Raw genomic sequence first — 26,070 nt, forward strand, 5'->3', positions numbered from 1 at the left:
GAATATTGGGCCGGCGGATGACGACTATACCAACCGGCTTTGACCGATCGCCGCCTCGATAAAGCTGGCGAACAGCGGATGCGGCTCGAACGGGCGCGATTTGAGTTCGGGGTGATACTGCACGCCGATGAACCAGGGATGGTCGGCATATTCGATCGTCTCGGGCAGCACGCCGTCCGGCGACAGGCCGGAAATCGTCAGGCCGGCCTGCTCCAGCGCGTCCTTGTGCTCGATATTGACCTCGTATCGATGCCGGTGGCGCTCGGAGATGCGCGTATCGCCGTAGATGGACGCAATCCGGCTGCCCTCTTCGAGCACCGCGTCATAGGCGCCAAGCCGCATCGTGCCGCCAAGATCGCCCTCGCGCGTGCGCTTTTGGAGCATGTTGCCCTTCAGCCACTCGGTCATGATGCCGACCACGTTGGTGCCCGGCTTTTCGAACTCCGAGGAGACGGCGTCATCGATGCCGGCCAGGTTGCGCGCCGCATCCAGCACCGCCATCTGCATGCCGTAGCAGATGCCGAAATAGGGCACTTCGCGCTCGCGGGCGAAGCTGGCCGCCTTGATCTTGCCCTCGGCGCCGCGCTCGCCGAAACCGCCCGGCACCAGGATGCCATGCACCTTTTCAAGGTGCGGCGCGGCGTCCTCGCTGTCGAAGATCTCCGATTCGATCCATTCGATGTTGACCTTCACCCGGTTGGCGATGCCGCCATGGTGAAGCGCCTCGATCAGCGATTTATAGGCGTCCTTGAGGCCGGTATACTTGCCGACGACGGCAATGGTGACCTCGCCTTCGGGATTGTGGATGCGGGCGCACACATCGTGCCACACATGCATGCGAGGCTTGGGCGCCGGCTCGATCCCGAATGCGGCGAGCACTTCGGCGTCCAGCCCCTCGCCGTGGTAGGCCTTGGGCACGTCGTAGATATTCTTGACGTCGAGCGCCTGGATGACGGCGCTTTCGCGCACGTTGCAGAACAGGGACAGCTTGCGCCGCTCGGCTTCGGGGATCGGCCGGTCGGCGCGCACCAGCAATATGTCGGGCGCGATGCCGATCGAGCGCAGCTCCTTGACCGAATGCTGGGTCGGCTTGGTCTTCAGTTCGCCCGCCGCCGGAATCCACGGCATCAGCGTCAGATGGACATAGACCGCGTTGCCGCGCGGCAGATCGTTGCCGAGCTGGCGAATCGCCTCCATGAAGGGCATCGCCTCGATGTCGCCGGCGGTGCCGCCGATCTCGCACAGGACGAAATCGTAGCCCTCATTGCCCTCGACCACGAATTGCTTGATCTCGTCGGTGACGTGCGGGATCACCTGCACCGTCGCGCCCAGATAGTCGCCGCGCCGCTCTTTGGTGATGATGTTCTGGTAGATGCGCCCGGTGGTGATGTTGTCGTGCTTGTTGGCCGACCTTCCCGTGAACCGCTCGTAATGGCCAAGGTCGAGATCGGTCTCGGCGCCATCGTCGGTGACGAACACTTCGCCGTGCTGATAGGGGCTCATCGTGCCCGGATCGACATTGAGATAGGGGTCGAGCTTTTTCAGCCGGACCGAATAGCCGCGCGCCTGCAGAAGCGCGCCCAGAGCGGCGGAAGCAATGCCTTTTCCAAGGGAGGAGACCACGCCACCGGTGATGAAGACGTACCGTGCCATGGGACCTCACGCTTAGAGGGGCGGATGCGATTCCGCAAAGGAAAAATCGTGTTGCGAACAGAAAGGATGGCCGGCGACAAGCCCGCCGCCGATCGACCGGTCAGTTGTTGGGGACGCCGCCCGATGCGCCGCCGCCCGAGGGTACGCCGCCCGCCGGCACCTCGCTGCCCGAAGGCACGTCGGAGGACGGGCTTTCACCGCCCAGAAGATCGAGCACCCCGCCCTCGCCCGGCACCGGCTCGCCGGTCTCGGCGTCGATCGACTCGCCGATCGCCGGAATGCGGTCGAGAACGTCGGTCGGGTCGGTGCCGTAGCGGCCCAGAAGACCCAGGCTCACCGAGGTGACGAAGAAGGCGGCGCCCAGAATGACGGTCAGCCGCGTCAGCGGATTGGCCTGACCGCGCGCGCTCATCGCATTGTTGCCGCCGCCAATGCCCAGGCCGCCGCCTTCGGACCGCTGCAACAGCACGACGCCGACAAGCGCGATCACGATCATGAGGTGAATGACGATCAGGATGGTCTGCATGGATCAAGGATTTCCGTCTTCGGCGCGGATGCGATGTCGGGGCCGATGGATGAATTGGCGCGTCTGTACATGGATTGCCACGCCCTGCCAAGGCCGGGCCGATGCCCGTCCCGTGATCAGCGCGCCTGCACTGTCGCGCAGATGGCAAGGAAGTCGTCCGATTTCAAGCTCGCCCCGCCGACCAGCGCGCCGTCCACCGAGGAAATCCCGAAGATTTCGCCCGCATTGGCCGGCTTGACCGACCCGCCATAAAGCAGCCGGAAGCGTGCGCCGGCCGGGCCGAAGCGTTCACGCAGACGTTGGCGCATGTGATCGTGCATTGCCTCGATATCGAGCAGCGACGGCGTCAGGCCGGTGCCGATCGCCCAAACCGGTTCATAGGCGACGACGGTGTTTCCGGGCGCCGCATCCTTGGGCAGCGAGCCCGCAAGCTGGGTGTCGACCACGTCCATCGCCTGGCCGTCCTCGCGCTCCTGCCGCGTTTCGCCGACGCAGACGATGGCCGTCAGTCCCTGGGCATGGGCGGCCAGCGTCTTGTCCATCACGTCGATATCGGTCTCGCCATGGTCGGCACGCCGTTCCGAATGGCCGACAATGACATGGGTTGCGCCCGCATCGGCGAGCATCGCCGCCGAGACGTCGCCCGTATGCGCGCCGCTCTCGGCACCGTGGCAATCCTGGCCGCCAATGGCGAGCGGCGAGCCGACCACTGTCTTGATCGCCCGGTCGATAAGCGTCGCCGGCACGCAGATCAGCGCGTCGTAGGGCGAACTGGACCGGGTGCCGTCAACACCGTCGGCGATCCGCTTGAGTTCGGGCAATTCGGCTGCGGTGCCGTTCATCTTCCAGTTTCCGGCGATCAGCGGGCGGACGCGGTCGGCCATGGTCGGTCTCTCCAGGTTCGGTTGCCGCCTGCTAGCGTGTTTGACGCCGCAAAAAAAGCCCCGTGCGGGCCATGACCGCGCTATCCGCCGGCGCTTGCATCGGCCGCATTGGCTACCTAAGAAGGCGCAAGAAACTCAACCGGTGGATTAAATGCTCGGTTCCCTGCGCGATGCGGCCAAGACATGGGTCGCCAAACTGCTTTTGCTGCTGCTGATCCTGTCGTTTGCCGTCTGGGGCATTTCCGACCAGATCCTGGGCGGCGGTGGCGGCAATGTCGTCATCGAGGCCGGCGAAACGTCGGTCACCGCGCAGCAATACCGGCTCGCCTATGACCGCCAGCTCGCCATCCAGTCGCAGCAATTCGGCACCCGGCTGACGCGCGAACAGGCGCGCCTTCTGGGCATCGACAATGCGGTGCGGGCGCGCATGGTCGGCTCGGCCGTGCTCGACGAGCAGGCACGCGTCATGGGACTTGGCCTGTCCGAGGACCGGCTGGCCGGCCTGATCGCCGAGGACCAGGCCTTCCAGGGGCTGGACGGACGCTTCGACCGCAGTCAGTTCCGCCTGATTCTGCGCGAGGTCGGCATGACCGAGGCCGACTATATCGTCGACCGCGAACAGGCCGCGATCCGCCAGCAGATCATCGAGGCGGTCGCCGACGGCATCACGATGCCCGACACCTTCCTGGAGGCCGTTCATCGCTATCAGGGCCAGACCCGCGATGTCAGCTTCGTGGAAATCGACTCGTCGGCGCTGACGCCGCCGGGCACGCCCGATCAGGCTGCGCTGGAAGCGTTCTTCGAGGAGAACAAGGACGATTACCGCGCACCGGAATACCGGACCATCCAGTATGTGCTGCTGACGCCCGAGAGCATCGCCGATCCCGGCGCGATCGATACCGAGACCGTGCGCGCCGAATATGAAGACAATCGCGCCCGCTACGCGCAACCCGAAACCCGCACGATCCAGCAGCTCGTCTTTGCCGATGAAGACAGCGCGCAGGCCGCGCGCGAGCGCATCCTTGCCGGACAGAGCTTCGAGGACGCGGTTGCGGACACCGGCCGCACGATGGCCGACGTGTCGCTGGGCACGCTCGAGCGTGCCGACGTTCCCGACGCGGCAGTGGCCGAAGCGGCGTTCGGCCTTGCCGAGGCAGGCGATATCTCGGACGTGGTCGACGGCGCTTTCGGTTCGGTGCTGGTGCGGGTGACGGAAATTCAGCCCGAGCGGGTCCAGCCGTTCGACGAGGTGGCAGACGGCATTCGCGAAGAACTGGCCGCGCTGGAAGCGCGTGACGTGCTGCTCGACATTCATGACGGATATGAGGATGCCCGTGCCGGCGGGTCATCCATGGCCGAAGCCGCCGCCACGCAGCGAATCGCCATGGAAACGCTTCCCGCTATCGATGCGAACGGCAATGGCGAGGATGGCCAGCCGGTCGAGGGAATTCCGGAGGCCGGCGCGCTGCTGCAGGCTTCGTTCGCCGCCGAGATCGGCGAGGAATCTCGGCCGCTGGACGCCGGCCGCGAGGGCTTTTTGTGGTATGAGGTGACCGGCATCGACCCCGAACGGGACCGCACGCTCGACGAGGTGCGCGACCGGGTGATCGCCGACTGGCAGGCCGCGCAGATCGAAGACGCGCTCGATGCAGCCGCCGACGCGGTCGCGCAAGCCCTGCGCGATGGCGGCGACCCCTCAACGATCGCCGCCGACAATGGCTATCGCGCCGATGTCAAATTCGGCCTGTCGCGCAGCGGCGAAGATGCCGATTTCGGCGCAACGGCCCTTGCGGCGGTATTCGGTGTCGGCCCGCGCGGCGTCGACATCGCCGAGGGCGCGACCGGCGACCGGCGGCTGGTCTTCCGGGTCGACCAGATCACCAACCCGCTCGGCGGCGCCGAGAGCATCGATCCCTCGCTGCGCGCAAATCTCGGCGGCAATCTGGCCGACGATCTGCTCAACCAGATGGTCAACCGGCTGCAAAGCGAGTTTCCGGTGACGCTTTATCCGACCGCGCTCGAGCGCGCGCTCGACGCGGGCACCTGAGGCGAACCGACATGGCCGACATCAAACCGCTGATCGCCAAGGCTGCCGACGGCCATCCGCTGACAGGCGACGAGGCGCGTCAGGCCTTCGACATCATCATGTCGGGCGATGCGACGCCCGCGCAGATCGGCGGGTTCCTGATGGGTCTGAGGGTCCGCGGCGAGACGGTCGATGAGATCGTCGGCGCGGTTGCCACAATGCGCGCCAAGATGCGGCCGGTGAAGACCGACAAGCCGGTGATCGACATTGTCGGCACGGGCGGCGACAACTCCGGCTCCTACAACGTCTCGACGCTTGCCGCGATCATCGCCGCGGGCGCCGGCGCCCATGTCGCCAAGCACGGCAACCGGTCGCTGTCGTCGAAATCGGGCGCCGCCGATGCGCTGGCCGAGCTGGGCGTCGACATCGAGGCCGAACCGGCGACGATCGCGCGCTGCATCGATGGGGCCGGCCTGGGCTTCATGTTCGCGCCGGTCCACCATCCGGCGATGCGCCATGTCGGCCCCTACCGGGTCGAACTGGGCACGCGCACCATCTTCAACCTGCTCGGCCCGCTGTCGAACCCGGCCAGCGCGTCGCGGCAGGTTGTCGGCGTGTTCGCCCCCCATTGGGTCGAACCGCTCGCCCATGTGCTCAAGGCGCTCGGATCGGAACATGTCTGGGTGGTCCATGGCGAAGGGCTGGACGAGCTGACCACCGCCGGCGAGACGATGGTCGCCGAACTCAGGGACGGCGCGGTGCATACCTTCACGCTTGCACCCGGGGATGCCGGTCTGCCGCGCGCCAGACCCGACGACCTGAAGGGCGGTGCACCGGCCGAAAACGCCGCGGCGTTGCGCGCGGTGCTCGAAGGCGCCCACAACGCCTATCGCGACATTGCCTGCCTCAATGCGGGCGCCGGGCTGGTGGTGGCCGGTCTTGCCGGCGACATAGCCGAGGGCGTGACGAAGGCCCAGGCCGCACTCGACGATGGCAGCGCCAAAGCCGTCTTGGACAAGGTCGTCGCCATCTCGACGGGGAAGGGCTGAGCCATGGCCGACATCTTGCGCAAGATCGAAGCCTACAAGCGCGACGAGATCGCGGCAGCCAAGGCCACCGTATCGGTATCGGCGCTCGAAGACCGGATCGCCGACGCCGGACTGCCGCGCGGCTTTGCCGATGTGCTGCGCGCGAAGAGCGCCGCCGGAGATTACGGGTTGATCGCCGAGATCAAGAAGGCCAGCCCCTCCAAGGGACTGATCCGCGCCGATTTCGATCCGCCGGCGCTTGCCCTTGCCTATGAGGCGGGCGGCGCGGCCTGTCTTTCCGTTCTGACCGATACGCCGTCGTTTCAGGGCGCACCGGACTTTCTGACCGTGGCGCGGGCCGCAACCGCCCTGCCCGCGCTGCGCAAGGATTTCATGTTCGATACCTATCAGGTGCTCGAAGCGCGCGCCTGGGGTGCCGACGCGATCCTGATCATCATGGCGAGCGTCGACGACGCGCTGGCGCGCGATCTCGAGCAGGCCGCCTTCGATCTGGGCATGGATGCGCTGGTCGAGGTGCACGATGCCGCGGAAATGGAGCGCGCATTGCGCCTCGATTCAAAGCTGATCGGCATCAACAACCGCAATCTGCGCACCTTCGAGGTGGATCTTGCGACCAGCGAGCATCTGGCGCCGATGGTGCCCGATGACAGGCTGCTGGTCGGCGAAAGCGGCATCTTCGCGCCCGACGATTGCGCGCGGCTGGCGCGCGCCGGCATCACAACGTTCCTGGTCGGCGAAAGCCTGATGCGGCAGAGCGACGTGACGGCGGCGACCAAGGCGCTTCTGGCGCGGCAGACGGCGGCGGCCTGAGATGGGCGATGCGCCCCTCACCCATCTCGATGAAAGCGGCGCCGCGCACATGGTCGACGTGTCGGCCAAGGCCGACAGCGTGCGCGAGGCAACCGCCGAAGGCCATGTTGCGATGGCGGCGGCGACGCTCGACGCGATCCTTGCCGGCGATGCGGCCAAGGGCGACGTGATCGGCACGGCACGGCTGGCCGGCATCATGGCCGCCAAGAAGACATCCGATCTGATCCCGCTGTGCCACCCGCTGCCGATCGCCAAGGTGACCGTCGAAATCGAACCGGCCAGCGGCGGCCTTGACGTGCGCGCCGCCGTGCGCGTGACCGGCAAGACCGGGGTCGAGATGGAAGCGCTGACCGCCGTCAGCATCGCCTGCCTGACCATCTATGACATGGCAAAAGCGCTCGATAAGGCGATGGAGATCAAGGACATTCGCCTTCTTTCAAAGACCGGCGGCAAGTCCGGCGAATGGCGTCGTCCGGATGCGGCGGCGGACAAGCGCTGATGGCGATGATGCCGGTCGCCGACGCGCTTGGACGGCTTCTCGCCGATGCAGGCGCGCTCGAAACCGAAACGGTAGCGCTGCATGACGCCAGGGGCCGCGTTCTCGCCGACGACATCGCCGCCCTGCGCACCCAGCCGCCCTTCACCGCCTCGGCCATGGACGGCTATGCGGTGCGCGCCGCCGATGTCGGCGGGACGCCCGCAACACTGGAAGTGATCGGCGCGGTTGCCGCCGGCGAGGTCTTTTCCGGTCGCGTGGAGCCCGGCCAGACCGTCCGCATCTTCACCGGAGCGCCGCTGCCCGACGGTGCCGATGCGATCCTGATCCAGGAAGATGCCGAGCCCGCCGGCGAACAGGCGATCCGCGCGCTGGAACCTGTGGTGGCCGGCCGCTATCTGCGCCCTGCCGGGCTCGATTTTGCCGAAGGCGATGTGCTGCTCGAAAAAGGCACGGTGCTCGATGCCGGCCATCTGAGCCTTGCCGCCGCCGGCAATCATGCCGGCCTGCCCGTCATCCGTCGCCCGATCGTCGGCGTTTTGGCCACCGGCGACGAACTGGTCGCTCCGGGCAACGAGACCGGGCCCGGCCAGATCGTTGCATCCAACGGGTATGGCGTTGCCGCGATCGCCCGCGACGCCGGCGCCGAAGTGATCGACCTTGGCATTGCGCGCGACAGCGCCGCCTCGCTCGAAGCCAGGCTGGACGCGGCGCTCGCCGCCAAATGCGACGTTCTGATCACGCTGGGCGGGGCTTCGGTCGGCGATCACGATCTCGTCCGCCCGGTCTTCACCGGGCGCGGCATGACCCTCGATTTCTACAAGATCGCGATGCGCCCGGGAAAGCCGATGATGTTCGGCCGGCTCGGCGCGATGCGCGTGCTGGGCCTGCCCGGCAATCCCGTTTCCAGCCTCGTCTGCACGCATCTGTTTGTCGTGCCGCTGCTCGAGACCCTTGGCGGCCGCCCGCAAAGCCAGCGGCGGACAGTGGCGCGGCTCGGCGCCCCGATCGGCAAGACCGGCCCACGCGAACACTATATGCGCGCAAGCCTTGAGCGGGACGAGCGCGGCGCACTTGTCGCAACGGCCTTCGACAATCAGGATTCCTCGATCATCCGGCTCTATGCGGCGGCGGACGCGCTGATCGTCCGGGCGCCGGACGCGCCAGCGGCGGAAGCGGGCGAAACGGTCGAGATCGTCGTGCTGCGCGAGCCGCGCTAAGCGCCGGCGTCAGGCCGTCCGCTTGGACAGGGCCAGCCAGATGCCGCCGCCGATCAGGAACGTGCCCGAGACCTTCTCGAGGATGCGCACGTTGCGGCGGCTCAGAAGTCCCCCCGTCTTGCCGGCGGCGAGCGCATAGGCGCCGTCGAGCACCGTTGCCACAGCCATGAAGATCAGGCCCAGCAGCAGCGTCTGCAACGCGGCATTGCCCTCGGGCACGATGAATTGCGGGATAAAGGCGCCGAAGAAGAACAGCGCCTTGGGGTTGGACCAGATGACGAAGAAGCCCTGCCAGAAATAGCCGCGCAGCGACCGCTCCGCCACATCCTTCGCGTCAGGATCGCCAAGCGAACCGTCCGACCGCCACAGCTTGATGCCGAGCCAGATCAGATAGGCCGCGCCGGCCAGCTTGAGCCAGACGAACATCTCGCCCATCACCGAGACGACCGTTTCGAGCCCCAGCGCCAGAACGCCGATCATGACCAGAAGGCCGGCCTGCGTGCCCGCGACATTGGCAAGCCCCGAGCGCGCGCCGGTTCGCAGCGAATTGGCGATGATCACGGTGACGGTCGGCCCCGGCACGATGACGATCAGCGCGCAGGCAAGCGTATAGGCGACAAGGGTCGGCCAGTCGATCATGGCGGCTTACTCCGGCGTGCCTTCAACCGTGTCTTCGGCACCCGTTTCTAGCGCGGCTTCATCATCTTCGCCATCGCCATTCTCGGTTTCCGGAATGCGTTCGACCGAGACGACCTTTTCGCCCTCGCGCGTCGAAAAGATCGTCACACCCTTGGTCGCCCGGCTGGCAAAGCGGATGCCCCCGACCGGCACGCGGATCACCTGTCCCGCATTCGTCACCAGCATGATCTGGTCGCCATCGTCGACCGGGAACGCGGCGACGAGATCGCCGATGTCACCGGCCTTGGAGGTGTCGGTCGCCTTGATGCCCTTGCCGCCGCGCCCCGAGACGCGGAAATCATAGGACGAGGCGCGCTTGCCATAGCCGAACTCGCTGACGGTGAGCACGAACTGCTCGCGCGCCGCCAGAGCGTTGAAGCGATCATCGTCGAGCGCCACGTCGGTCGCGCCCTCCTCCTCGTCGGCGATGGCGGGTGCGGTCTCGTCCTCGGCGCCGTCATCGGCCCGGCGCAGCGCGCTGGCGCGCTTGAGATAGGCGGTGCGTTCGCCCGGCGTCGCCTCGGTGTGGCCGAGGATCGTCATCGAGATCACATGGTCGCCGGCGCCCAGCGCAATGCCGCGCACGCCGGTCGACGAGCGGCCGGCAAACACACGGATGTCGGTGACCGGGAAGCGAATGCACTGGCCTTTTGCGGTCGTCAGCAGAACGTCGTCATCCTCCGAGCAGGTCGCAACGCTCAGGATCGCATCGTCCGATCCATCCTCGAACTTCATGGCGATCTTGCCGTTGCGGTTGACCTGCACGAAGTCGCTCAGCTTGTTGCGGCGCACCGAACCGGACGTCGTCGCGAACATCACATTGAGATCGGCCCAGCTTTCCTCGTCCTCGGGCAGCGGCATGATCGTGGTGATCCGCTCGTCGGCCTCAAGCGGCAGCATGTTGCGCAGGAACTTGCCGCGCGACTGCGGCGTGCCGACAGGCAGGCGCCAGACCTTTTCCTTGTAGACGATGCCGCGCGAGGAAAAGAACAGGATCGGCGTGTGCGTGTTGGCGACGAACAGCCGGGTGACGAAATCCTCGTCCTTGGTCGACATGCCCGCCCGGCCCTTGCCGCCGCGGCGCTGCGCCCGATAGGTGTCGAGCGGCACGCGCTTGATGTAGCCCTGGTGCGAGAACGTGACGACCATGTCCTCGCGCGCGATCAGGTCCTCATCGTCCATGTCCGGGCCGCCCTCGGCCAGTTCGGTGCGGCGCGGCGTGCCGAACTCGTCTTTCACGGCGGAAAGCTCGTCCTTGACGATCTGCTGGATGCGCTGGCGCGACGACAAGATGTCGAGATAGTCGCGGATCTGCTCGCCGATCGTGTTCAGTTCGTCGGCGATCTCGTCGCGGCCGAGCGCGGTCAGGCGCTGCAGGCGCAGATCGAGAATGGCGCGCGCCTGCTCCTCGGACAGATGGTAGGTGCCGTCCTCGTTGAGCATGTGGCGCGGATCGTCGATCAGCGCCACCAGGGGCGCGACATCCTTGGCCGGCCAGCGCCGCGTCATCAATTGTTCGCGCGCGGTCGCGGGGTCCGGCGCGGCACGGATCAGCGCGATCACCTCGTCGATGTTGGCGACCGCGATGGCAAGGCCGACCAGCACATGGGCGCGTTCGCGGGCGCGGCGCAGCAGATATTTGGTGCGGCGGCTGACGACGACCTCGCGGAAGGCGGCAAAGGCGCGCAGCATGTCGAGCAGGTTCATCTGCTCGGGCTTGCCGCCATTGAGCGCAACCATGTTGGCGCCGAACGAGGTCTGCAGCGGCGTGAAGCGGTAGAGCTGGTTGAGGATCACGTCCGCGTTGACGTCGCGCTTGAGCTCGATCACCACGCGATAGCCCTGCCGGTCGCTCTCGTCGCGAATGTCGGAGATGCCCTCGACGCGCTTGTCGCGCACCAGATCGGCCATCTTCTCGATCATCGAGGCCTTGTTCACCTGATAGGGAATTTCGGTGACGATGATCGACTCGCGGTCGCCCGACCGCTGTTCGATATGCGTCTTGCCGCGCATGACGATCGAGCCGCGCCCGGTCTCATAGGCGCTCCTGATGCCCGAACGGCCAAGCACGATCGCCCCGGTCGGGAAATCGGGGCCGGGAATGTGCGCCATCATCTCGATCAGCGAGATCGCCGGATTGTCGATCAGCGCGATGCAGCCGTCGATCACCTCGCCCAGATTGTGCGGCGGAATGTTGGTCGCCATGCCGACCGCGATGCCGCCCGAGCCGTTGACCAAAAGGTTGGGGAAGCGGGCCGGCAGGACGGCGGGCTCGGAGTCCGAGCCGTCATAATTCTCCTGGAAATCGACAGTGTCCTTGTCGATGTCCTCGAGCAGGTCGTGGGCGACCTTCTGCAGCCGCGACTCGGTGTAGCGCATCGCCGCCGGCGGATCGCCGTCGATCGAGCCGAAATTGCCCTGCCCGTCGACCAGCGGCACACGCAGCGACCAGTCCTGCGCCATGCGCACCATCGCGTCATAGATCGCGGAGTCGCCATGGGGGTGATATTTACCCATCACATCGCCGACGATGCGCGAGGATTTCACATATTTGCGGTTCCAGTGATAACCGCTCTCATGCATCGCATAGAGAATGCGCCGGTGCACCGGTTTCAGCCCGTCGCGCACGTCCGGCAGCGCCCGGCTGACGATCACGCTCATCGCGTAATCGAGATAGGACCGCTGCATCTCCTCGAGGATGGAAATCGGCTCGATGCCGTCTCCGGCGCCGCCATCGGCGCCGGGGGGTGTCTCGTCGTTCAAACGCTGGTTTCCCGTGTGAGAATCGTTCCGCTGAACATAGTGCCTGAAGCGCCAAAAACCAAGATTTCCAAGATATTTGGGCGCTTTTTCACAGGCAGTTGGGCAAGCGCTCGCACACAGATGAAAACGCGGGTTTCGCGCCGTGACCGGCCATGGGCACGGATCGCCGGCGGAGCGGGATTTCGATTGCCGGCGCGCAGTCCCCGGTGTAGGCGATCGCCATGGACGCGGACCTAATCATCAATGCGACGGTGACGCTGCTCGTCACCATCGATCCGGTGGGGCTGGCGCCGCTGTTTCTGGCGGTGACCGGCGGCATGGACCGTGCACAGCGCCGCGAGGTCGGCACGCGCGCCATTCTGATCGGTTTCGTGATCATGGTGCTGTTCGCGGTTCTCGGCACGGCGATCCTCAACCTGTTCGGCGTCACGCTGGCGGCCTTCCGCGTCGCCGGCGGGCTGCTCCTGTTCTGGATCGCCTTCGAGATGATCTTTGAAAAGCGGCAGGAACGGCACGAAAACACCGCCGAACGGGCGATCTCCGCCGATCAGGTGCGCTCGGTCGCGGTCTTTCCGCTGGCCATCCCGCTGATCGCCGGGCCGGGCGCGATCTCGGCGCTGGTGCTTCTGTCGGGCGATTTCGCCGGTCCGGTCGAACGCGGCGCGCTGATCGGCATCGTCGCCGCGATCCTGGCGGTCACCTGGGTAATCTTCATCCTGGCCGAACGGGTCGACCGGCTTCTGGGCGAAACGGGCCGGTCGGTGCTGACGCGGCTTCTGGGCGTCATCCTGTCGGCGCTGGCCGTGCAGTTCGTCGCCGACGGCGTCAGGACGCTGATGGCCGCCTGACCGCCTGCCCGTTCGGCCTTGGCTCAGCGCAGCGCGTCGAGATCGACATTCATCTCCGCACCGCCGAAACCGTGCACGCTGTCGCGGGCGCGCACCGTCACCGATCCGATGGTGCCGTCGATAGACACGCCGGACAGCGAGCGGGTGAAGGGCTGCTCGTCGACATGGGGATGCGCCAGAACGCGGCTGCCAAGCACCGCGCCGTCGGGGCCGACGACCTCCCACAGATCGGCATAATGGTCCCAGCCCTCGTCGGCGTGGGCGACGGTCACGTCGAACCGCCATGTGCCGCTGTCGGCCTGGCGCGCCTCGACGCCGACCACATCGGCTTCGCCCGCAAGCGCCATCGCGGACATGGCAAGCAAAAGCGCCAGAACGCTGACGGCGAACAGCGGCCTGAGCGCGAACTCCCGCGCCACCGGCATGAAGGCGAAGCCCGATCCCGCCTCGGCGCGCACGGTATTGCGGGTCCTAGAACGGAATCTCGTCATCGAGATCGCGGACAAAGTCGTTGCCGCCCTGTTGGCCGCCCTGCTCGCCACCCTGCTGACCGCCGCCGCGATCCATGCCGCCGGCGCCCTGCCCGACGCGGTCATTGCCATAGCCGCCGCCCTGCCCGCGGCCGCCATAGCCGCCTTCGGCGTCGGCGCGGCTGTCGAGCATCTGCAATTCGCCGCGGAAGCGCTGCAGCACGATCTCGGTCGTGTATTTGTCCTGGCCGTTCTGGTCGGTCCATTTGCGCGTCTGCAGCTGGCCCTCGATATAGACCTTGGCGCCCTTCTTCAGATAGTTCTCGGCCACCTTGGCGAGATTCTCGTTGAAGATCACCACGCGATGCCATTCGGTGCGCTCGCGGCGCTCGCCCGACTGTTTGTCGCGCCATGTCTCGGACGTTGCCACCGACAGATTGACCACCGGATCGCCCGAATTCAGCCGCCGAATCTCCGGGTCCGCCCCCAGATTGCCGACGAGAATAACCTTGTTGACGCTGCCTGCCATGATGTTCGCACTCCAATGCCTGTTTGGCGCATCCTAGGCCTTCGCGCACGGCCGATGAAGACGGCCGCCCGCTGTCCACAGGGACTTTTCCGGGCGCGCCCCGCGTAACGTGCGACGCTTGCAATAAGTTCCCTTTTTGTTCTATTTTGGCGGAAACGCAATGTCAACCGCCCCGGTGATCCACAGATGCGGTGTTTCCTGTCAGCATATCGTCACGGGCGGGTCGACATGGCGCCTTAGGGGCCTACATTAGGGATCGTTTTTCCAGCGCCGGCATCGGCAGGACCATCACACCCGAACAGACTTTCATGACCGACCAGAAATTCATCACGATTCGCGGCGCGCGCGAGCACAATCTCAAGAACGTCGATCTCGACCTGCCGCGGGACGCGCTGATCGTGATGACCGGCCTGTCGGGCTCGGGCAAGTCCTCGCTGGCGTTCGATACGATCTATGCCGAGGGCCAGCGCCGCTATGTCGAAAGCCTCTCGGCCTATGCGCGCCAGTTCCTCGAAATGATGCAGAAGCCCGATGTCGACCAGATCGACGGTCTGTCGCCGGCCATCTCCATCGAGCAGAAGACGACCAGCCGCAATCCGCGTTCCACGGTCGGCACGGTGACCGAGATCTACGATTACATGCGGCTTCTGTTTGCCCGCGTCGGCGTGCCGATCTCGCCGGCCACGGGCCTGCCGATCGAGAGCCAGACGGTCAGCCAGATGGTCGACCGCATTCTGGCGCTCGAGGAAGGCACGCGGCTGTATCTGCTGGCGCCCATCGTGCGCGGGCGAAAGGGCGAGTACCGCAAGGAACTGGCCGAGCTGATGAAGAAGGGTTTCCAGCGGGTCAAGGTGGACGGCGTGTTCCACGAGATCGCCGACGTTCCGGCGCTCGACAAGAAGTTCAAGCACGATATCGACGTGGTGGTCGACCGGGTCATCGTGCGCGAGGACATGGCCGCGCGGCTGGCGGATTCGCTCGAACAGGCGCTGCGCCTGTCGGACGGGCTGGCGGTCGCCGAATATGCCGACAGGCCCCTGCCCGACGCCGAGACCAGTCAGGGTTCGGCCAACAAGTCCAAGAACGACACCCATGAGCGGATCGTCTTTTCGGAAAAGTTCGCCTGCCCCGTCTCCGGCTTCACCATTCCGGAGATCGAGCCGCGCCTGTTCTCGTTCAACAACCCGTTCGGCGCCTGCCCGCATTGCGATGGCCTCGGCACCGAACAGGGCGTCGACCCGTCGCTTGTGGTCCCCGATCCGGGCCTGACGCTGAAAAAGGGAGCGATCGCGCCCTGGTCGAAGTCGACAAATCCGTCGCCCTATTACACGCAGACGCTGACCGCGCTCGGCAAGGCCTACGGCTTCAAGCTGACCGATGCCTGGGCCGACCTGACCGATGAGAGCCAGAACGCGATCCTTTACGGCACCGGCGGCGCGGAGATCGAGTTCTCCTATGATGACGGGCTGCGCACCTACAAGGCGAGGAAAAGCTTCGAGGGCGTGATCGGCAATCTGGAGCGCCGCTGGCGCGAGACGGATTCGGCCTGGATGCGCGAGGAGATCGAGCGCTACATGGCGCAGAACCCCTGCTCGGTCTGCAACGGTCACCGGCTCAAGCCCGAGGCGCTGGCGGTGAAGATCGACGGGCTGCACATCTCGCAGGTCTCGGCCATGTCGATCCGCGCGGCAAAGGACTGGTTCGCCGACCTGCCGGACGCGCTCAACGACAAGCAGAACGCCATTGCGGTGCGGATCCTCAAGGAGATCCGCGACCGGCTGAAATTCCTCAACGACGTAGGCCTTGACTATCTGACGCTGTCGCGCGGCTCGGGCTCGCTGTCGGGCGGGGAGAGCCAGCGCATTCGCCTTGCCAGCCAGATCGGCTCGGGCCTGACGGGCGTGCTCTACGTGCTGGACGAGCCGTCCATCGGCCTGCACCAGCGCGACAATGCGCGGCTTCTGGAAACGCTGCGCCATCTGCGCGATCTCGGCAACACGGTCATCGTCGTCGAACATGACGAGGACGCGGTGCTGACCGCCGACCATGTGGTCGATATCGGCCCGGCCGCCGGCATCCATGGCGGCCACATCGTGGCGTCGGGCACGCCGGCCGAGATCATGGCCAATCCCGCCTCGCTCACCGGCCAGTACCTTTCGGGCGCCAAGGGCATCGCCGTGCCGGCAGAGCGCCGTCCGGTAGACCTCAAACACCGGGCGATCAAGGTCGTCGGCGCGCGCGGCAACAATCTGCAGGACGTGTCGGCGGCGTTGCCGCTCGGCACCTTCAGTTGCGTCACCGGCGTTTCGGGCGGCGGCAAGTCCACCTTCCTGATCGAAACGCTCTACAAGGCGGCCGCGCGGCGCATCAACGGCGCCCGCGAGGCCCCCGCCGAACATGAGCGGATCGAGGGGCTCGAGCATATCGACAAGGTGATCGACATCGACCAGTCGCCGATCGGCCGCACGCCGCGCTCGAACCCGGCGACCTATACCGGCGCCTTCACGCCGATCCGCGAATGGTTCGCCCAATTGCCCGAGGCGAAGGCGCGCGGCTATCAGCCCGGGCGCTTTTCCTTCAACGTCAAGGGCGGACGCTGCGAGGCGTGCCAGGGCGACGGCGTCACCAAGATCGAAATGCACTTCCTGCCCGACGTCTACGTGACCTGCGATGTCTGCCACGGCAAGCGCTACAATCGCGAGACGCTGGAGGTGGAATTCAAGGGCAAGTCGATCTCCGACGTTCTGGAAATGACCGTCGAGGAAGGCGTGGAGTTCTTCGCAGCGGTGCCCGCCGTGCGCGACAAGCTGGCGACGCTCGAGCGCGTCGGCCTCGGCTATATCAAGGTCGGCCAGCAGGCGACGACCCTGTCGGGCGGCGAGGCGCAGCGCGTCAAGCTGGCCAAGGAGCTGTCGCGCAGGGCAACCGGCCGCACGCTCTACATTCTCGACGAGCCGACCACCGGCCTGCACTTCCACGATGTGGCCAAGCTCTTGGAAGTGCTGCACGAACTGGTCGATGCGGGCAACACGGTCGCGGTGATCGAGCACAATCTGGAGGTCATCAAGACCGCCGACTGGGTCATCGATCTGGGCCCGGAGGGCGGCGACGGTGGCGGCGAGATTGTCGCCGAGGGCACGCCGGAGGACATCGTGGCAGCCGACCGCTCCTATACCGGCCAGTTCCTGAGGGAGCTTCTCGAACGCCGCCCGGTCAAGCGCGTCGAGGCAGCGGAGTAGGTAACTTACATGTTGACTTTCGTTTAGAGAAATTTTGAAGTCGAGTAATGGGCGCATTCGGACGGCTTGTTTATTCAAGAGAATACTCAGAATTGGGAGACGAAGCCCACAAGAGGGGCGCTGTCGCCGTAGGTGCACCGAGCCTAGTCTGGCATCTCGGGATGTTCGTTGAAAACCCGATTGATCCGCCCCATCAGGAAGACCGCAACGTACGCCGCATCATCTTGGAAAATGCCCGGCAAATCTTGCACGAAATCGACAAGCGATGCGTGGCTGGCGGCTCGGCAGACGCAGGCGACGAAAGCATCTACTTCCCCCCCGCAAAATCGGCAGTTCCACTGTCTTCAGGACGCGTGGCAGAAGGCGAAACTCTAAGCTCAGCTAATGAGGATTGGTCGGCCACCGACACTGAGACGTTATTTTGTGTCTACAGCGGTATCCTCATTAAGCTGATCGTAGAAGTGCATAGCGACTACATTACGGTTACGGTCATTGCTGATTTTTCAAAGAGACCGCCAGACAAGAATCCGATGCCCGATCATTTTCGGCTATTTGATGAATCCAGCCAATCCAGTCTACGCGCCCAAGCCGATCTCTATTTCGGTTCATATTTTCAGTACGTCTCCGGCAACAAAGATGAAAAAGGTCGGCAGGCTGCCATCAACTCGCGAAACTTCTTTCAGGATGAATTCTGGAATACTTTGGGTAAAGAATTGTTCAACGACTTCGAATGCTGGGCGAATTCCGAACTTAGGGTATTTGCCGACTTTCGTGGAATTGTTCTTCCCTACCTCGATGAGGGAACTTTTGACTTGGGCGAGAAAAGTCGCCACCGGCAAGCACGAAACAACGGAAAGCGCTTCACGCAACAAACGCAAGCTGATGCTCTAGACCGGCTATTGCCGATTTTCGTGCTCGGCGATCCACGCCTCCACATGCGGGAGCTGATCGCCTGTACCATGATCGGTCGGCGAGCCGTTTACGTTTCGCCACTGGGCTCTACTGTTGTAGCTGGCAATCGTGTACCCAACCGATCCATAACCGTTCCCGTCGTCTTTGCCGTGTCGGTAGCCGACATTAATCGATGGCAAATCGGTCGGCTCGTACAACGGATAAATACTCTCGGAACCGCCCGTTTACTCGCCCTGCGGGATCTACAACGCATTCGGAAGAGCAGCCTCGAGATTCGTCGAATTGGTCGGAGAGTCGATGAAGCGGATAATGAGGAAGCGTTAAGAAATCTCAGTCGAGAAATCGACGAAGTAGGAGCAGAATTATATGGGGGTTTAATGTATCGTGTATACAGATCAGCATTTCATGCCTCTTCGTTCAAGAATATAGTTGACGATTTAAGAGTTTTAAGAATAGAAGGCTGGCAACCTTACGATGAATTTGTTCGTCGAAGACTTTACTCGGCATATGATTTCATCGGCCGAGTCGGTGACCGGTTAGAATCGCTACGAAATAAAATTCAAAGAAAGTCAAATATTCTTAGATTCAGTGGTTTTGAAAGGAATACGAAAAGTATCGAAAAGATCCAGAAAAAAATTCACGATTCTCATAAGGTTCAACACGTGATTGAATTAATTGCTGTCGGATACTATGGGGGATATGTTGTTTATTATATTATGAAATCGTTGTCGCATTTGAGTTTCCTTCAAAGCATGTTTCTATTTAAAGAATTTTATAATGATAAGGAAAACTCGCTTCTTGGCTTTTGCCTGTTCGGATCGCTTTGTCTCGGCATAGCTTGGTTCAACTATCGACGGATATCGCACCGGCGGTCCCTGTCGTCAGAAGACGAATAGATTAAAGAGGTGAGCGGTGCTTTGTCGATCTTGTCTCGGTCTACTTCAGCGAAAGGAGTTCATGGCCATGCCCATCCGCGCCGGCATTGGCGGCTGGACGTTCGATGCGTGGAACCAGACCTTCTATCCGCCCGAGGTGAAGAAGAAGAACCAGCTCGACTACGCGTCCCGCCAGCTCCGGACGATCGAGATCAACGGCACCTATTATCGCGGGCAGAAGCCGGAAACCTTCGCCAAATGGGCGGCGGCGGCACCGGACGGGTTTGTCTTCGCTGTCAAGGGCAACCGGTTCGTCACCAACCGCAAGGTGCTGGCCGAGGCGGGCGAGTCGATGGACAGGTTCTTTGCCACCGGCGTCACCGAACTGGGCGACCGGCTCGGCCCGATCCTGTGGCAGTTCGCACCGACGAAAAAATTCGATCCGGACGATCTCGGCGCCTTTCTCGACATGCTGCCGCGCGAACAGGAGGGCGTGGCGCTGCGCCATGCGGTCGAGGTGCGCCACGAGAGCTTTCAGGTGCCGGAATTCATCGCACTGGCCCGCAGCCACGGCATCGCCATCGTCGGCGCGCTGCACGAGACTTACCCCGCGATCTGGGATGTCGCCGCCGATTTCGCCTATGTGCGGCTGCAGACCGGCTCGGACGATATCGAGACCTGCTATGGCGGCAACGAATTGTCGGCATGGGCCGAACGCCTGCGGCAATGGTCGCAAGGTGAAGCGCCCGACGACCTGCCGCTGACCGCGCCCGAAACGTCTGCGCAAAACCGCCCGCGCGATGTCTTCGCCTATCTGATTTCCAGCGGCAAATCCCGCGCGCCCGCCGGCGCGATGGCGCTGCAAAGGCTGGTGGACGACGACGCCTGAGGCATCGCGGCTAGCCGGCTTCCCCGCCAAGGCATGCCATGCCCTGATCGGCCAGCATCGGCAGCAGCGCGTCTGCGACCGCATCGGAGAGTTGTGCGATCCCCCGGCGCGAGAAGTGCGACTGGTCGGTGAAGTTCTCGGCGACCGGCGCGATGTCGGCGATCGGATCGATGAAGGTCCAGCCAAGGCGCTGCGCCGCTTGGTCCTGGGCCGTCACCAACAGCGTGTTCAGCCGGGCAAGGTCACGCGCGCCCAGCCCGCGCGTCTCGTGCCGCAATTGCCGCGTATGGGCCATCTGCTCGTCGAGCGGCAGCCCTTCGCGCAACTGGCCGCGATAGCCGATCGCCAGCACCGGGGTTTGGCCGATGGCATCGGCAAGGCGACCCGCCGGCCCGTCGAAGGCCTGCGCGATGTCGGCCAACTCCCCGTCCGGTTTGGGGCCCTCATGCCGTGCCTGGCGTTCCTGGCGTGCCAGATGAAAAGCGCGGAACAGCTTGTCGGCAAGCCGCGATTGCAGCACCAGCCAAGGATAATGAAGTGTGTAGCCGCCCCGCGCATCGGCCTCGGCGTGCAGGTGAAGAACGTCGCGCATCGAACCCGACAGCACCACATGCACGTCGGGGTCAAGCGGTGCGACATCGGTGCGCACCAGTTGCGCCAGATGATCCATCGTATAGGCCGGGCCGGCGACGGTCACCTGATCGAAGCGGCAGGCCGGCGCGCGGGCGGCCAGCCGGTCGGTCACCTGCGCGGCGATCATCTCCTCTTCGGCATGTTCGGCGCTGAACAGTTTGGAATCGCCCAGAAAGGCCAGACGGATCGTGCCTTCCGGCTTGTCGGCCGCAATGTCGGGCCCGCGAAATCCCAACGCGTTGATGGCGATGCCGCCCGCTTCGGTGCCCGGGGCAAAGCGCGGCGGCGCGCCTTCGTCGCCTGGCTGCATGGCGTCCATCAGCGCATACCAGTCGAACCCCGGCGGCGGAGCCCGCAGCGCGTCATAGCTGCGCGCCAGAACCTCGCCGGCGACAAGTCCCAAGACCACGACCAGCATCGTGCCGGCGCCGAAGGCGATCTCGGTCTGGCGTTCGGTCAACCGGCCGAGCCACCGCCCAAGCCAGGCGCCGTCGATCAGATCAATAGCGCGCATAACGAAAATCCGCCGGCGGTTCGACGCTGAGCATGACGATGCCGGCGAGCAGCGCGACATACCAGATCGCGCACAGCCACCCGGCGGTGCGCGGTGAGAAGCGGGTCAGAAGCAGGCCGTACATGATGGCGCCCTTTCCTCTCAGTCGATCAGGCCAAACAGGCGGCCATAGGTTTCAAGCGCGGCGCCCGGCGTGCCGGCGGTCAGGATGACGAAACCGAGCCAGACGAAATGGACGGTGAAGACGACCTTGGCCACATGCAGCACGGGCAGCGCGCTTTCCGGCAGCGCCTGCTCGAACCGCGTCGTCCAGCCCTGGCTCTTCTGCCAGACGATCAGCCCGATCCCGTGCCAGGCGCCCCACAAGAGGAAACGCAGCGAGATCTCGTGCCACAGGCCGATGGCGATCATCGTCGCCATGGCGCCGAGCGCCGGGCTTCGCGTCTGGGCGACGACGACCGAATAGACATAGTCGCGGCACCAGCGTGACAGCGAGATGTGCCACGACCGCCAGAAGGCCGAGATGTTGGGCTGCAGATAGGGCCAGTTGAAGTTCTCCATCACCCGGTAGCCGAGCAGGCGCGCAAAGCCGATGGCAATGTCCGAATAGCCCGAGAACTGGAAGTAGAGGTTTAGCCCGTTCTGGACGATTTCCAGATAGATGACGTGCTGCGCGGCAGGATCGTCGAACGTGGCGATGTAGTCGCCGAGCACGCCCTCGGTCAGGAAGTTGGAGAGGATGACGATCTTGGCATAGCCGTAAAGGATGCGCTCGGCGCCCTCGGAGATCAGCGCCGGGTCCAAGCGCTGCCGGTTGAGGTCGCGCCGGTAGTCGTCGAAGCGGTTGATCGGGCCGACGACGATGGTCGGCAGGAACAGAAGATAGCCGGCCAGTTCATGGGCGCCGGCGCGCGGGATCGCAGACTTGTAGCGCTCCATCAGAAAGTGGATGCAGCGGAACGTGTAGTAGGACAGGCCCAGCGGGATGGCGACCGTGTCGAGCAGGTTGTCCAGATTCACCGGCTGGGTGATCTTGTAATAGCCGAGCACGCCCAGCATGGCGATGATCGCAGCCGCGACCGGCCGGAATGTCGGCGCGGCGATGTTGCCGGCCAGATGGGTGATCGCGGTGAAGAGCAGCAGCAGGATCGCCGAATCCGGCGAACGGCTGGCAAGGAAAATCACCGTGATCGCCATCAGCACGAACTGGCGCGCCGTGCGCGGCGCCAGCCAGTAGACCGACACGGTCAGCCACATCCAGAACAGCCATGTGATCGACAGATAGCTCATGGCCGCTCTGCGGTCTGCGCCGGCGTCAGCGGACGATCAAAAGAACGGCAATGGCAGCGACGGCGGCAAGGCAAGCGATCAGAAAAGCCTGCAGCCAGACGATGGGCGGCGCCGGCCGGTAGTGGGCGGCAAGGCGCGGCGTGCGGGAGTTGCGGTCCATCACCCATCAGCCCCCGGCCCGGTGCTGTTCCAAGATCTCGACCAGATGGCCGAGCGTCGTCACGCGCAGCACATCGCGCGCCGACAGTGTGACCGAAAACGCGCGCTCCACTTCGCTGATCAGCGTCAGGTGCGCGAAACTGTCCCAGCCGAAGGTCGAGCGCGGTTCGCTCGTCAGGCGCAGATCGGCGGGCTCGCAGACAAAGACCTGCGCGGCGAGCGCCATCACGCGATCCTCCAGCGATCCGCTTTGCGCCTCGCCCTCGGTGGCGCCGTCGGTCCCGAACGATGCCTGAAGCCGGTCGACCAGCACCTTGCCGGCCGGATTGCGCGGCAAGGCCTCGATCACCTTGAAGGCGCGCGGCACCTTGTTGGGGCTCAAAAGACCGCGTGCATGGGCGGTCAGCGCGTCTTGGTCGGGCGCCTCATGCCCCGGGCGCGGCACGATGGCGCAGACGACCCGCTCGCCCCAGACCGGATCGGGCATGCCCAGCGCGTGCGCTTCGGCGACCGCCTCGTGCGTCAGCATGGCATCGACGATCTCCTGCGGCTGGATGTTCGCGCCGCCCGAAATGATCAGCGCCTTCTTGCGCCCGGTGATGGTCACGAACCCGTCCGCATCGATCGTCGCAAGATCGCCGGTGCGGAACCAGCCGCCACCGTCGATGGCGTCCGATGTCAGGTCCGGCCGGTTCAGATAGCCGGCCATGATGTTGGTGCCGCAGATCATCAGTTCGCCCGCTTCGCCCGGCGCGGCGGGTTTGCCGTCTTCGCCGACGAGGCGGATCTCGCAGTCGACCGGCTTGCCGATCGTGCCGATGCGGAAGGTGTCGTCCGACGGCCCGCAATAAAGCGCCTCGCACACCGTCTCCGACAGGCCGTAAGTGTTGATGATCTTGACGCCGAAACGGTCCTGGACGCTGCGCCAGAGCGCTTCGGGCAGCCGGTCGCCGCTCGAGCGGATGTACCGGAAATCCGGCGTCGCGAGCGCGTCGCGATAAGCCTCGCCGAGCCGATCCATCAGCGACAGCATGGCCGGCACGAGATTGAAGTGGGTGATGCGGTCCCGATAGACGCTGTCGAGCAACGTCCCCAGTTCCTGCACGTTGAAGCGCTGCGGCCGGTAGAGCGTCGCGCCGGTCATGAAGGCGATCAGCGGTCCGTGCAGGATGCCGTCGGTGAAGTGCATCGGCAGCGGGTTCAGGATGCGGCTGTCGGCGTCGTAATCATAGACCTTGAAGAAGGTGGCGAGCTGCGCGGCGAGATTGGCGTGGCTGAGCTGGACGACCTTGGGCGCGCTCGTCGTACCGGAGGTGAACAGCATCAGGCCGATCGCGTCGGCGGGCACGGGCGCGGGCATCGGCGCCGGCTCGATGGCAGCCAGTTCGCCGGCCAGACCGGACGGGCCGGCCGATTTCGCGCCGCGCATCAAAAGCTTGCCGATCAGCCCGCCGGCGCCGGTGTCCGGCTCGATGACGGTGTGGGCCAGGCCGGCCGGCAGCGGGCCGGCATCGAACATCAGCCGGTCGATGAACAGATGCGCCAGATCGGTCGCCGCCAGCGCGTTGGCGCGCTCGGGCGGCGTCATGGCCGGGTTGAAATTGACGATTGCGACGCCCGCCCGAAGGGCCGCGACGATCAGCGCGGCGGCCATGGCCGCATCGTCGGTGACGATGCCGGCGCGATCGCCGCGCGAAAGCCCCTTGGCGCCAAACAGCGCAATCAGCCGTGCGACCCGGTCGGTGAACGCGCCATAGGTCAACGGCTTGCCGTCGACCACCATGAACGGCTTGTTCGCATCGGCCGACTGCGCCGCCCGGTCGAGAAGACCGGTGAGCGGGCCACGAAGATCGAGGGGCTGTTGGTTCATGGCGACAATGCCTTCTCGGTTTGCGTGAGGAGCTGCCGCAGGCGGGCCTTGTCGGGCTTGCCCCGGCCCAGCCTCGGCAGCTCGTCGAGGACGAGGATGCGCGCCGGCGTCTTGTAGGGGCCGAGCGCGTCATGGATTGCCGCCTTTGCCGTCCGCTCGGCGTCGATGTCGGCGGGTGCACCGACCATCGCGGCGCCGATGCGCTCGATCCCGTGCGCGTCCGTCCAGGAAAAGACGCAGGCCTCGGCGACCCAGTCGAGCGCGTTCAGCGCGCCCTCGATCTCGGCCGGGCTGACGAGCGTGCCTTCGGCGGTCTTGATGATGTCCTTCTGGCGGCCGACGATTTCTAGCCGGCCGCCCGGCAGAAAGCGCCCCAGATCGCCGGTGAAATGCCAGCCGGCCCATTTTCCTTTTGTCTCGATCGACGCCAGCGGCGACAGCGTCATGCAATCGGAATGGACGACGATCTCGCCGACCTCGCCCGGTGCCACGGGCTGGCGATTGTCATCGACGAGAATGGCCAAGCAATCGCGCAAAAATCCGCCGCCGGCGCTCATCGTGTGCGGCGTGTCCGGATCGGAATAGGCGGCGGTCGCAAATTCCCGTCCGCCATAATAGTCGACGACCGGCAGCGAAAAGCGCTCGCGGAGAAGATCGGCGGTGGCGAAATCGAGAACGCCCGAGCCCGAAAAGACGGTGCGGACGGACGCCAGTTCCTCGCGCGTCACTCGTGCGCCGGCCTTGGCGAAGGCGCGCAGCACGCCCGGAACCGCGGTCAGCTGCGTCACGCCATAGCGTTCGCACAAAAGCGCCAGCGCGATCGGGTTGTCGCGGGCCTCGGCGTCGGGAATGACGACCCGTCCGCCGCTGGCGAACGGCAGCGTCACCAGCGACCGGAACGCGCTGAGCGCGGTGAAATCGGTTGGCGTGCAGAAGATGTCGGACGCATCGAAGCCGAACGCGCGCTGGGCGATCTCGGTCGACCGGAACACCGCCTCATGGCTGGTTTGCATCGCCTTGGGCGCGCCGGTGGACCCGCTTGTAAAGCCGACGAAGGCGGCATCGTCGGGCGTCACCGTCGGAAGCGCCGACCAGAAATCGTCGGACGGATCGGGGCAGGCGCCGGCGAACTCGGCGAAGGCATCGAGCGGCACGCCCTCGCCCGCTTCGATCCTGTCGCCGATGACATCGAGCCGGTCGGAAAAGGTCAGCATGGCGGGCGCGGCCTCGATCATGGCGCGCAGCGCCTTTGGCCCGACCGTGTCGCCGAGGCGCACGACTGTCGCGCCCTGAAGGAGCGCGGCGAGCGTGACGAGATAGGATTCGAGCCGCTGCGTCGCGTCGACCGCGATGCGGGTGCCCTTGCCGGCCCCGCGCGCCGCGAGCCCGGCGCACACGCGTCCTACGATGGCCGCCACATCGCCCGCGGTCAGCGCGCCCTCGCCTGCGGCGAAGACGAGTTGCTCGGTCGGCGGCCGCGTCAGGCCCTTGCGGATCAGCGCGTTGGCGGTGCGCTGTGCCCAAGGCACGGCGGAAACAGCGACCGGCAAGCCGGCGGTTTCGGGCGCGCTGCCGGCAATGTCGGCTTCATCGCAATGCAGCGCCCGCGCGATGCGATGGCGCGGCGCGCCAAGCGCGCGCCAATAGTCGAGCGCCAGATCCCGCGGCGCCGGCGCATTGTCATCGGTGTGACTGTTCCGCTGCGTTACCGATGCGGTCATCGCACGCACTTTCCCC

22 protein-coding genes are annotated in these 26,070 nt (G+C 65.1%); 9 read left to right on the top strand and 13 right to left on the bottom strand.

The genetic code is table 11. From position 1 onward, the window contains the following. Window positions 1-24: 24 nt before the first annotated feature. The 3 genes from pyrG to tpiA all read right to left on the bottom strand — a co-directional run bounded on the left by pyrG (window position 25) and on the right by tpiA (window position 3,063). Window positions 25-1,653 (bottom strand): CTP synthase, encoded by a 1,629-nt coding sequence (pyrG, locus tag DEM25_RS02650; RefSeq protein WP_109767098.1) that lies wholly within the window; start codon window positions 1,651-1,653, stop codon window positions 25-27. Window positions 1,654-1,753: 100 nt separating this feature from the next. After that, entirely contained in the window at window positions 1,754-2,179 is a 426-nt protein-coding gene (secG, locus tag DEM25_RS02655; protein WP_109767097.1) for a preprotein translocase subunit SecG, read from the bottom strand. A 116-nt stretch (window positions 2,180-2,295) separates the two neighbouring features. Continuing rightward, window positions 2,296-3,063 (bottom strand): triose-phosphate isomerase, encoded by a 768-nt coding sequence (gene tpiA, locus DEM25_RS02660; protein ID WP_109767096.1) that lies wholly within the window; start codon window positions 3,061-3,063, stop codon window positions 2,296-2,298. A gap of 151 nt (window positions 3,064-3,214) precedes the next feature. On the opposite strand from tpiA, the gene DEM25_RS02665 reads away from it, so the two are divergent. Genes DEM25_RS02665 through DEM25_RS02685 form a run of 5 tightly spaced genes read left to right on the top strand, consistent with a single transcriptional unit; the run spans window position 3,215 to window position 8,664 of the window. Then, on the top strand, window positions 3,215-5,110 hold the full coding sequence (locus DEM25_RS02665; protein WP_109767095.1) for a SurA N-terminal domain-containing protein: 1,896 nt from the start codon (window positions 3,215-3,217) through the stop codon (window positions 5,108-5,110). 11 nt (window positions 5,111-5,121) lie between these two features. After that, entirely contained in the window at window positions 5,122-6,138 is a 1,017-nt protein-coding gene (trpD, locus tag DEM25_RS02670) for an anthranilate phosphoribosyltransferase (protein WP_109767094.1), read from the top strand. Window positions 6,139-6,141: 3 nt separating this feature from the next. Beyond that, entirely contained in the window at window positions 6,142-6,948 is an 807-nt protein-coding gene (gene trpC / locus DEM25_RS02675; protein WP_109767093.1) for an indole-3-glycerol phosphate synthase TrpC, read from the top strand. A gap of 1 nt (window position 6,949) precedes the next feature. Next, window positions 6,950-7,447 (top strand): cyclic pyranopterin monophosphate synthase MoaC, encoded by a 498-nt coding sequence (gene moaC / locus DEM25_RS02680; RefSeq protein WP_109767092.1) that lies wholly within the window; start codon window positions 6,950-6,952, stop codon window positions 7,445-7,447. Continuing rightward, on the top strand, window positions 7,447-8,664 hold the full coding sequence (locus DEM25_RS02685) for a molybdopterin molybdotransferase MoeA (RefSeq protein ID WP_109767199.1): 1,218 nt from the start codon (window positions 7,447-7,449) through the stop codon (window positions 8,662-8,664). Before moaC ends, DEM25_RS02685 begins: the two co-directional genes overlap by 1 nt. 9 nt (window positions 8,665-8,673) lie before the next feature. Here DEM25_RS02685 and DEM25_RS02690 read toward each other — a convergent pair whose 3' ends face one another. Then, on the bottom strand, window positions 8,674-9,303 hold the full coding sequence (locus tag DEM25_RS02690; protein ID WP_109767091.1) for a LysE family translocator: 630 nt from the start codon (window positions 9,301-9,303) through the stop codon (window positions 8,674-8,676). Between the two features lie 6 nt (window positions 9,304-9,309). Further along, window positions 9,310-12,030 (bottom strand): DNA gyrase subunit A, encoded by a 2,721-nt coding sequence (gene gyrA, locus DEM25_RS02695; protein ID WP_439650646.1) that lies wholly within the window; start codon window positions 12,028-12,030, stop codon window positions 9,310-9,312. Window positions 12,031-12,326: 296 nt separating this feature from the next. Between gyrA and DEM25_RS02700 the strand changes: the two genes are divergently transcribed. After that, window positions 12,327-12,953, top strand: a complete 627-nt coding sequence (locus tag DEM25_RS02700) for a MarC family protein (RefSeq protein ID WP_109767089.1) — start codon at window positions 12,327-12,329, stop codon at window positions 12,951-12,953. Between the two features lie 23 nt (window positions 12,954-12,976). Here DEM25_RS02700 and DEM25_RS02705 read toward each other — a convergent pair whose 3' ends face one another. Both DEM25_RS02705 and ssb read right to left on the bottom strand, forming a co-directional pair. Further along, a complete protein-coding gene (locus DEM25_RS02705) occupies window positions 12,977-13,411 on the bottom strand; it encodes a hypothetical protein (protein ID WP_245412732.1) in 435 nt (144 codons plus the stop codon). Between the two features lie 13 nt (window positions 13,412-13,424). After that, window positions 13,425-13,952 (bottom strand): single-stranded DNA-binding protein, encoded by a 528-nt coding sequence (ssb, locus tag DEM25_RS02710; RefSeq protein WP_109767088.1) that lies wholly within the window; start codon window positions 13,950-13,952, stop codon window positions 13,425-13,427. Window positions 13,953-14,260: 308 nt separating this feature from the next. Between ssb and uvrA the strand changes: the two genes are divergently transcribed. From uvrA to DEM25_RS02725, 3 genes are all read left to right on the top strand, one after another. Beyond that, complete coding sequence (gene uvrA / locus DEM25_RS02715; protein ID WP_109767087.1) at window positions 14,261-17,191, top strand: excinuclease ABC subunit UvrA; 2,931 nt, start codon at window positions 14,261-14,263, stop codon at window positions 17,189-17,191. Between the two features lie 47 nt (window positions 17,192-17,238). Continuing rightward, window positions 17,239-18,999 (top strand): DUF3422 family protein, encoded by a 1,761-nt coding sequence (locus DEM25_RS02720; RefSeq protein WP_109767086.1) that lies wholly within the window; start codon window positions 17,239-17,241, stop codon window positions 18,997-18,999. Window positions 19,000-19,060: 61 nt separating this feature from the next. Then, entirely contained in the window at window positions 19,061-19,867 is an 807-nt protein-coding gene (locus DEM25_RS02725; RefSeq protein ID WP_109767085.1) for a DUF72 domain-containing protein, read from the top strand. Between the two features lie 10 nt (window positions 19,868-19,877). Here DEM25_RS02725 and DEM25_RS02730 read toward each other — a convergent pair whose 3' ends face one another. From DEM25_RS02730 to DEM25_RS02745, 6 genes are read right to left on the bottom strand one after another with little or no spacing between them, the layout of a single operon-like run. Beyond that, on the bottom strand, window positions 19,878-21,014 hold the full coding sequence (locus tag DEM25_RS02730; protein ID WP_109767084.1) for a hypothetical protein: 1,137 nt from the start codon (window positions 21,012-21,014) through the stop codon (window positions 19,878-19,880). Beyond that, window positions 21,001-21,138, bottom strand: coding sequence for a hypothetical protein (locus DEM25_RS17710; RefSeq protein ID WP_158585143.1), 138 nt, complete (start codon window positions 21,136-21,138; stop codon window positions 21,001-21,003). The genes DEM25_RS02730 and DEM25_RS17710 overlap by 14 nt, the downstream gene beginning before the upstream one ends. A 17-nt stretch (window positions 21,139-21,155) precedes the next feature. Further along, a complete protein-coding gene (locus tag DEM25_RS02735; protein WP_109767083.1) occupies window positions 21,156-22,304 on the bottom strand; it encodes an MBOAT family O-acyltransferase in 1,149 nt (382 codons plus the stop codon). A 25-nt stretch (window positions 22,305-22,329) separates the two neighbouring features. Then, window positions 22,330-22,464, bottom strand: a complete 135-nt coding sequence (locus tag DEM25_RS18280; RefSeq protein WP_281004522.1) for a hypothetical protein — start codon at window positions 22,462-22,464, stop codon at window positions 22,330-22,332. Window positions 22,465-22,470: 6 nt separating this feature from the next. Further along, window positions 22,471-24,333, bottom strand: coding sequence for a class I adenylate-forming enzyme family protein (locus DEM25_RS02740; RefSeq protein ID WP_109767082.1), 1,863 nt, complete (start codon window positions 24,331-24,333; stop codon window positions 22,471-22,473). Continuing rightward, entirely contained in the window at window positions 24,330-26,054 is a 1,725-nt protein-coding gene (locus DEM25_RS02745; protein WP_120222620.1) for a class I adenylate-forming enzyme family protein, read from the bottom strand. Before DEM25_RS02745 ends, DEM25_RS02740 begins: the two co-directional genes overlap by 4 nt. Window positions 26,055-26,070: the final 16 nt, after the last annotated feature.

The sequence above is a fragment of the Oceaniradius stylonematis genome (assembly GCF_003149475.2).
Taxonomy (GTDB): Bacteria; Pseudomonadota; Alphaproteobacteria; order Rhizobiales; family Rhizobiaceae; genus Roseitalea; species Roseitalea stylonematis.

Coding starts and splice junctions, on each gene's coding strand:
- DEM25_RS02745 (WP_120222620.1), bottom strand. CDS start 26,054: ATGACCGCATCGGTAACGCAGCGGAACAGTCACACCGATGACAATGCG.
- moaC (WP_109767092.1), top strand. CDS start 6,950: ATGGGCGATGCGCCCCTCACCCATCTCGATGAAAGCGGCGCCGCGCAC.
- DEM25_RS02730 (WP_109767084.1), bottom strand. CDS start 21,014: ATGCGCGCTATTGATCTGATCGACGGCGCCTGGCTTGGGCGGTGGCTC.
- DEM25_RS02720 (WP_109767086.1), top strand. CDS start 17,239: ATGGGCGCATTCGGACGGCTTGTTTATTCAAGAGAATACTCAGAATTG.
- DEM25_RS02685 (WP_109767199.1), top strand. CDS start 7,447: ATGGCGATGATGCCGGTCGCCGACGCGCTTGGACGGCTTCTCGCCGAT.
- DEM25_RS02665 (WP_109767095.1), top strand. CDS start 3,215: ATGCTCGGTTCCCTGCGCGATGCGGCCAAGACATGGGTCGCCAAACTG.
- DEM25_RS02740 (WP_109767082.1), bottom strand. CDS start 24,333: ATGAACCAACAGCCCCTCGATCTTCGTGGCCCGCTCACCGGTCTTCTC.
- trpD (WP_109767094.1), top strand. CDS start 5,122: ATGGCCGACATCAAACCGCTGATCGCCAAGGCTGCCGACGGCCATCCG.
- DEM25_RS17710 (WP_158585143.1), bottom strand. CDS start 21,138: ATGTACGGCCTGCTTCTGACCCGCTTCTCACCGCGCACCGCCGGGTGG.
- tpiA (WP_109767096.1), bottom strand. CDS start 3,063: ATGGCCGACCGCGTCCGCCCGCTGATCGCCGGAAACTGGAAGATGAAC.
- secG (WP_109767097.1), bottom strand. CDS start 2,179: ATGCAGACCATCCTGATCGTCATTCACCTCATGATCGTGATCGCGCTT.
- ssb (WP_109767088.1), bottom strand. CDS start 13,952: ATGGCAGGCAGCGTCAACAAGGTTATTCTCGTCGGCAATCTGGGGGCG.
- DEM25_RS18280 (WP_281004522.1), bottom strand. CDS start 22,464: ATGGACCGCAACTCCCGCACGCCGCGCCTTGCCGCCCACTACCGGCCG.
- gyrA (WP_439650646.1), bottom strand. CDS start 12,030: ATGCAGCGGTCCTATCTCGATTACGCGATGAGCGTGATCGTCAGCCGG.
- pyrG (WP_109767098.1), bottom strand. CDS start 1,653: ATGGCACGGTACGTCTTCATCACCGGTGGCGTGGTCTCCTCCCTTGGA.
- DEM25_RS02735 (WP_109767083.1), bottom strand. CDS start 22,304: ATGAGCTATCTGTCGATCACATGGCTGTTCTGGATGTGGCTGACCGTG.
- DEM25_RS02700 (WP_109767089.1), top strand. CDS start 12,327: ATGGACGCGGACCTAATCATCAATGCGACGGTGACGCTGCTCGTCACC.
- uvrA (WP_109767087.1), top strand. CDS start 14,261: ATGACCGACCAGAAATTCATCACGATTCGCGGCGCGCGCGAGCACAAT.
- DEM25_RS02725 (WP_109767085.1), top strand. CDS start 19,061: ATGGCCATGCCCATCCGCGCCGGCATTGGCGGCTGGACGTTCGATGCG.
- DEM25_RS02690 (WP_109767091.1), bottom strand. CDS start 9,303: ATGATCGACTGGCCGACCCTTGTCGCCTATACGCTTGCCTGCGCGCTG.
- trpC (WP_109767093.1), top strand. CDS start 6,142: ATGGCCGACATCTTGCGCAAGATCGAAGCCTACAAGCGCGACGAGATC.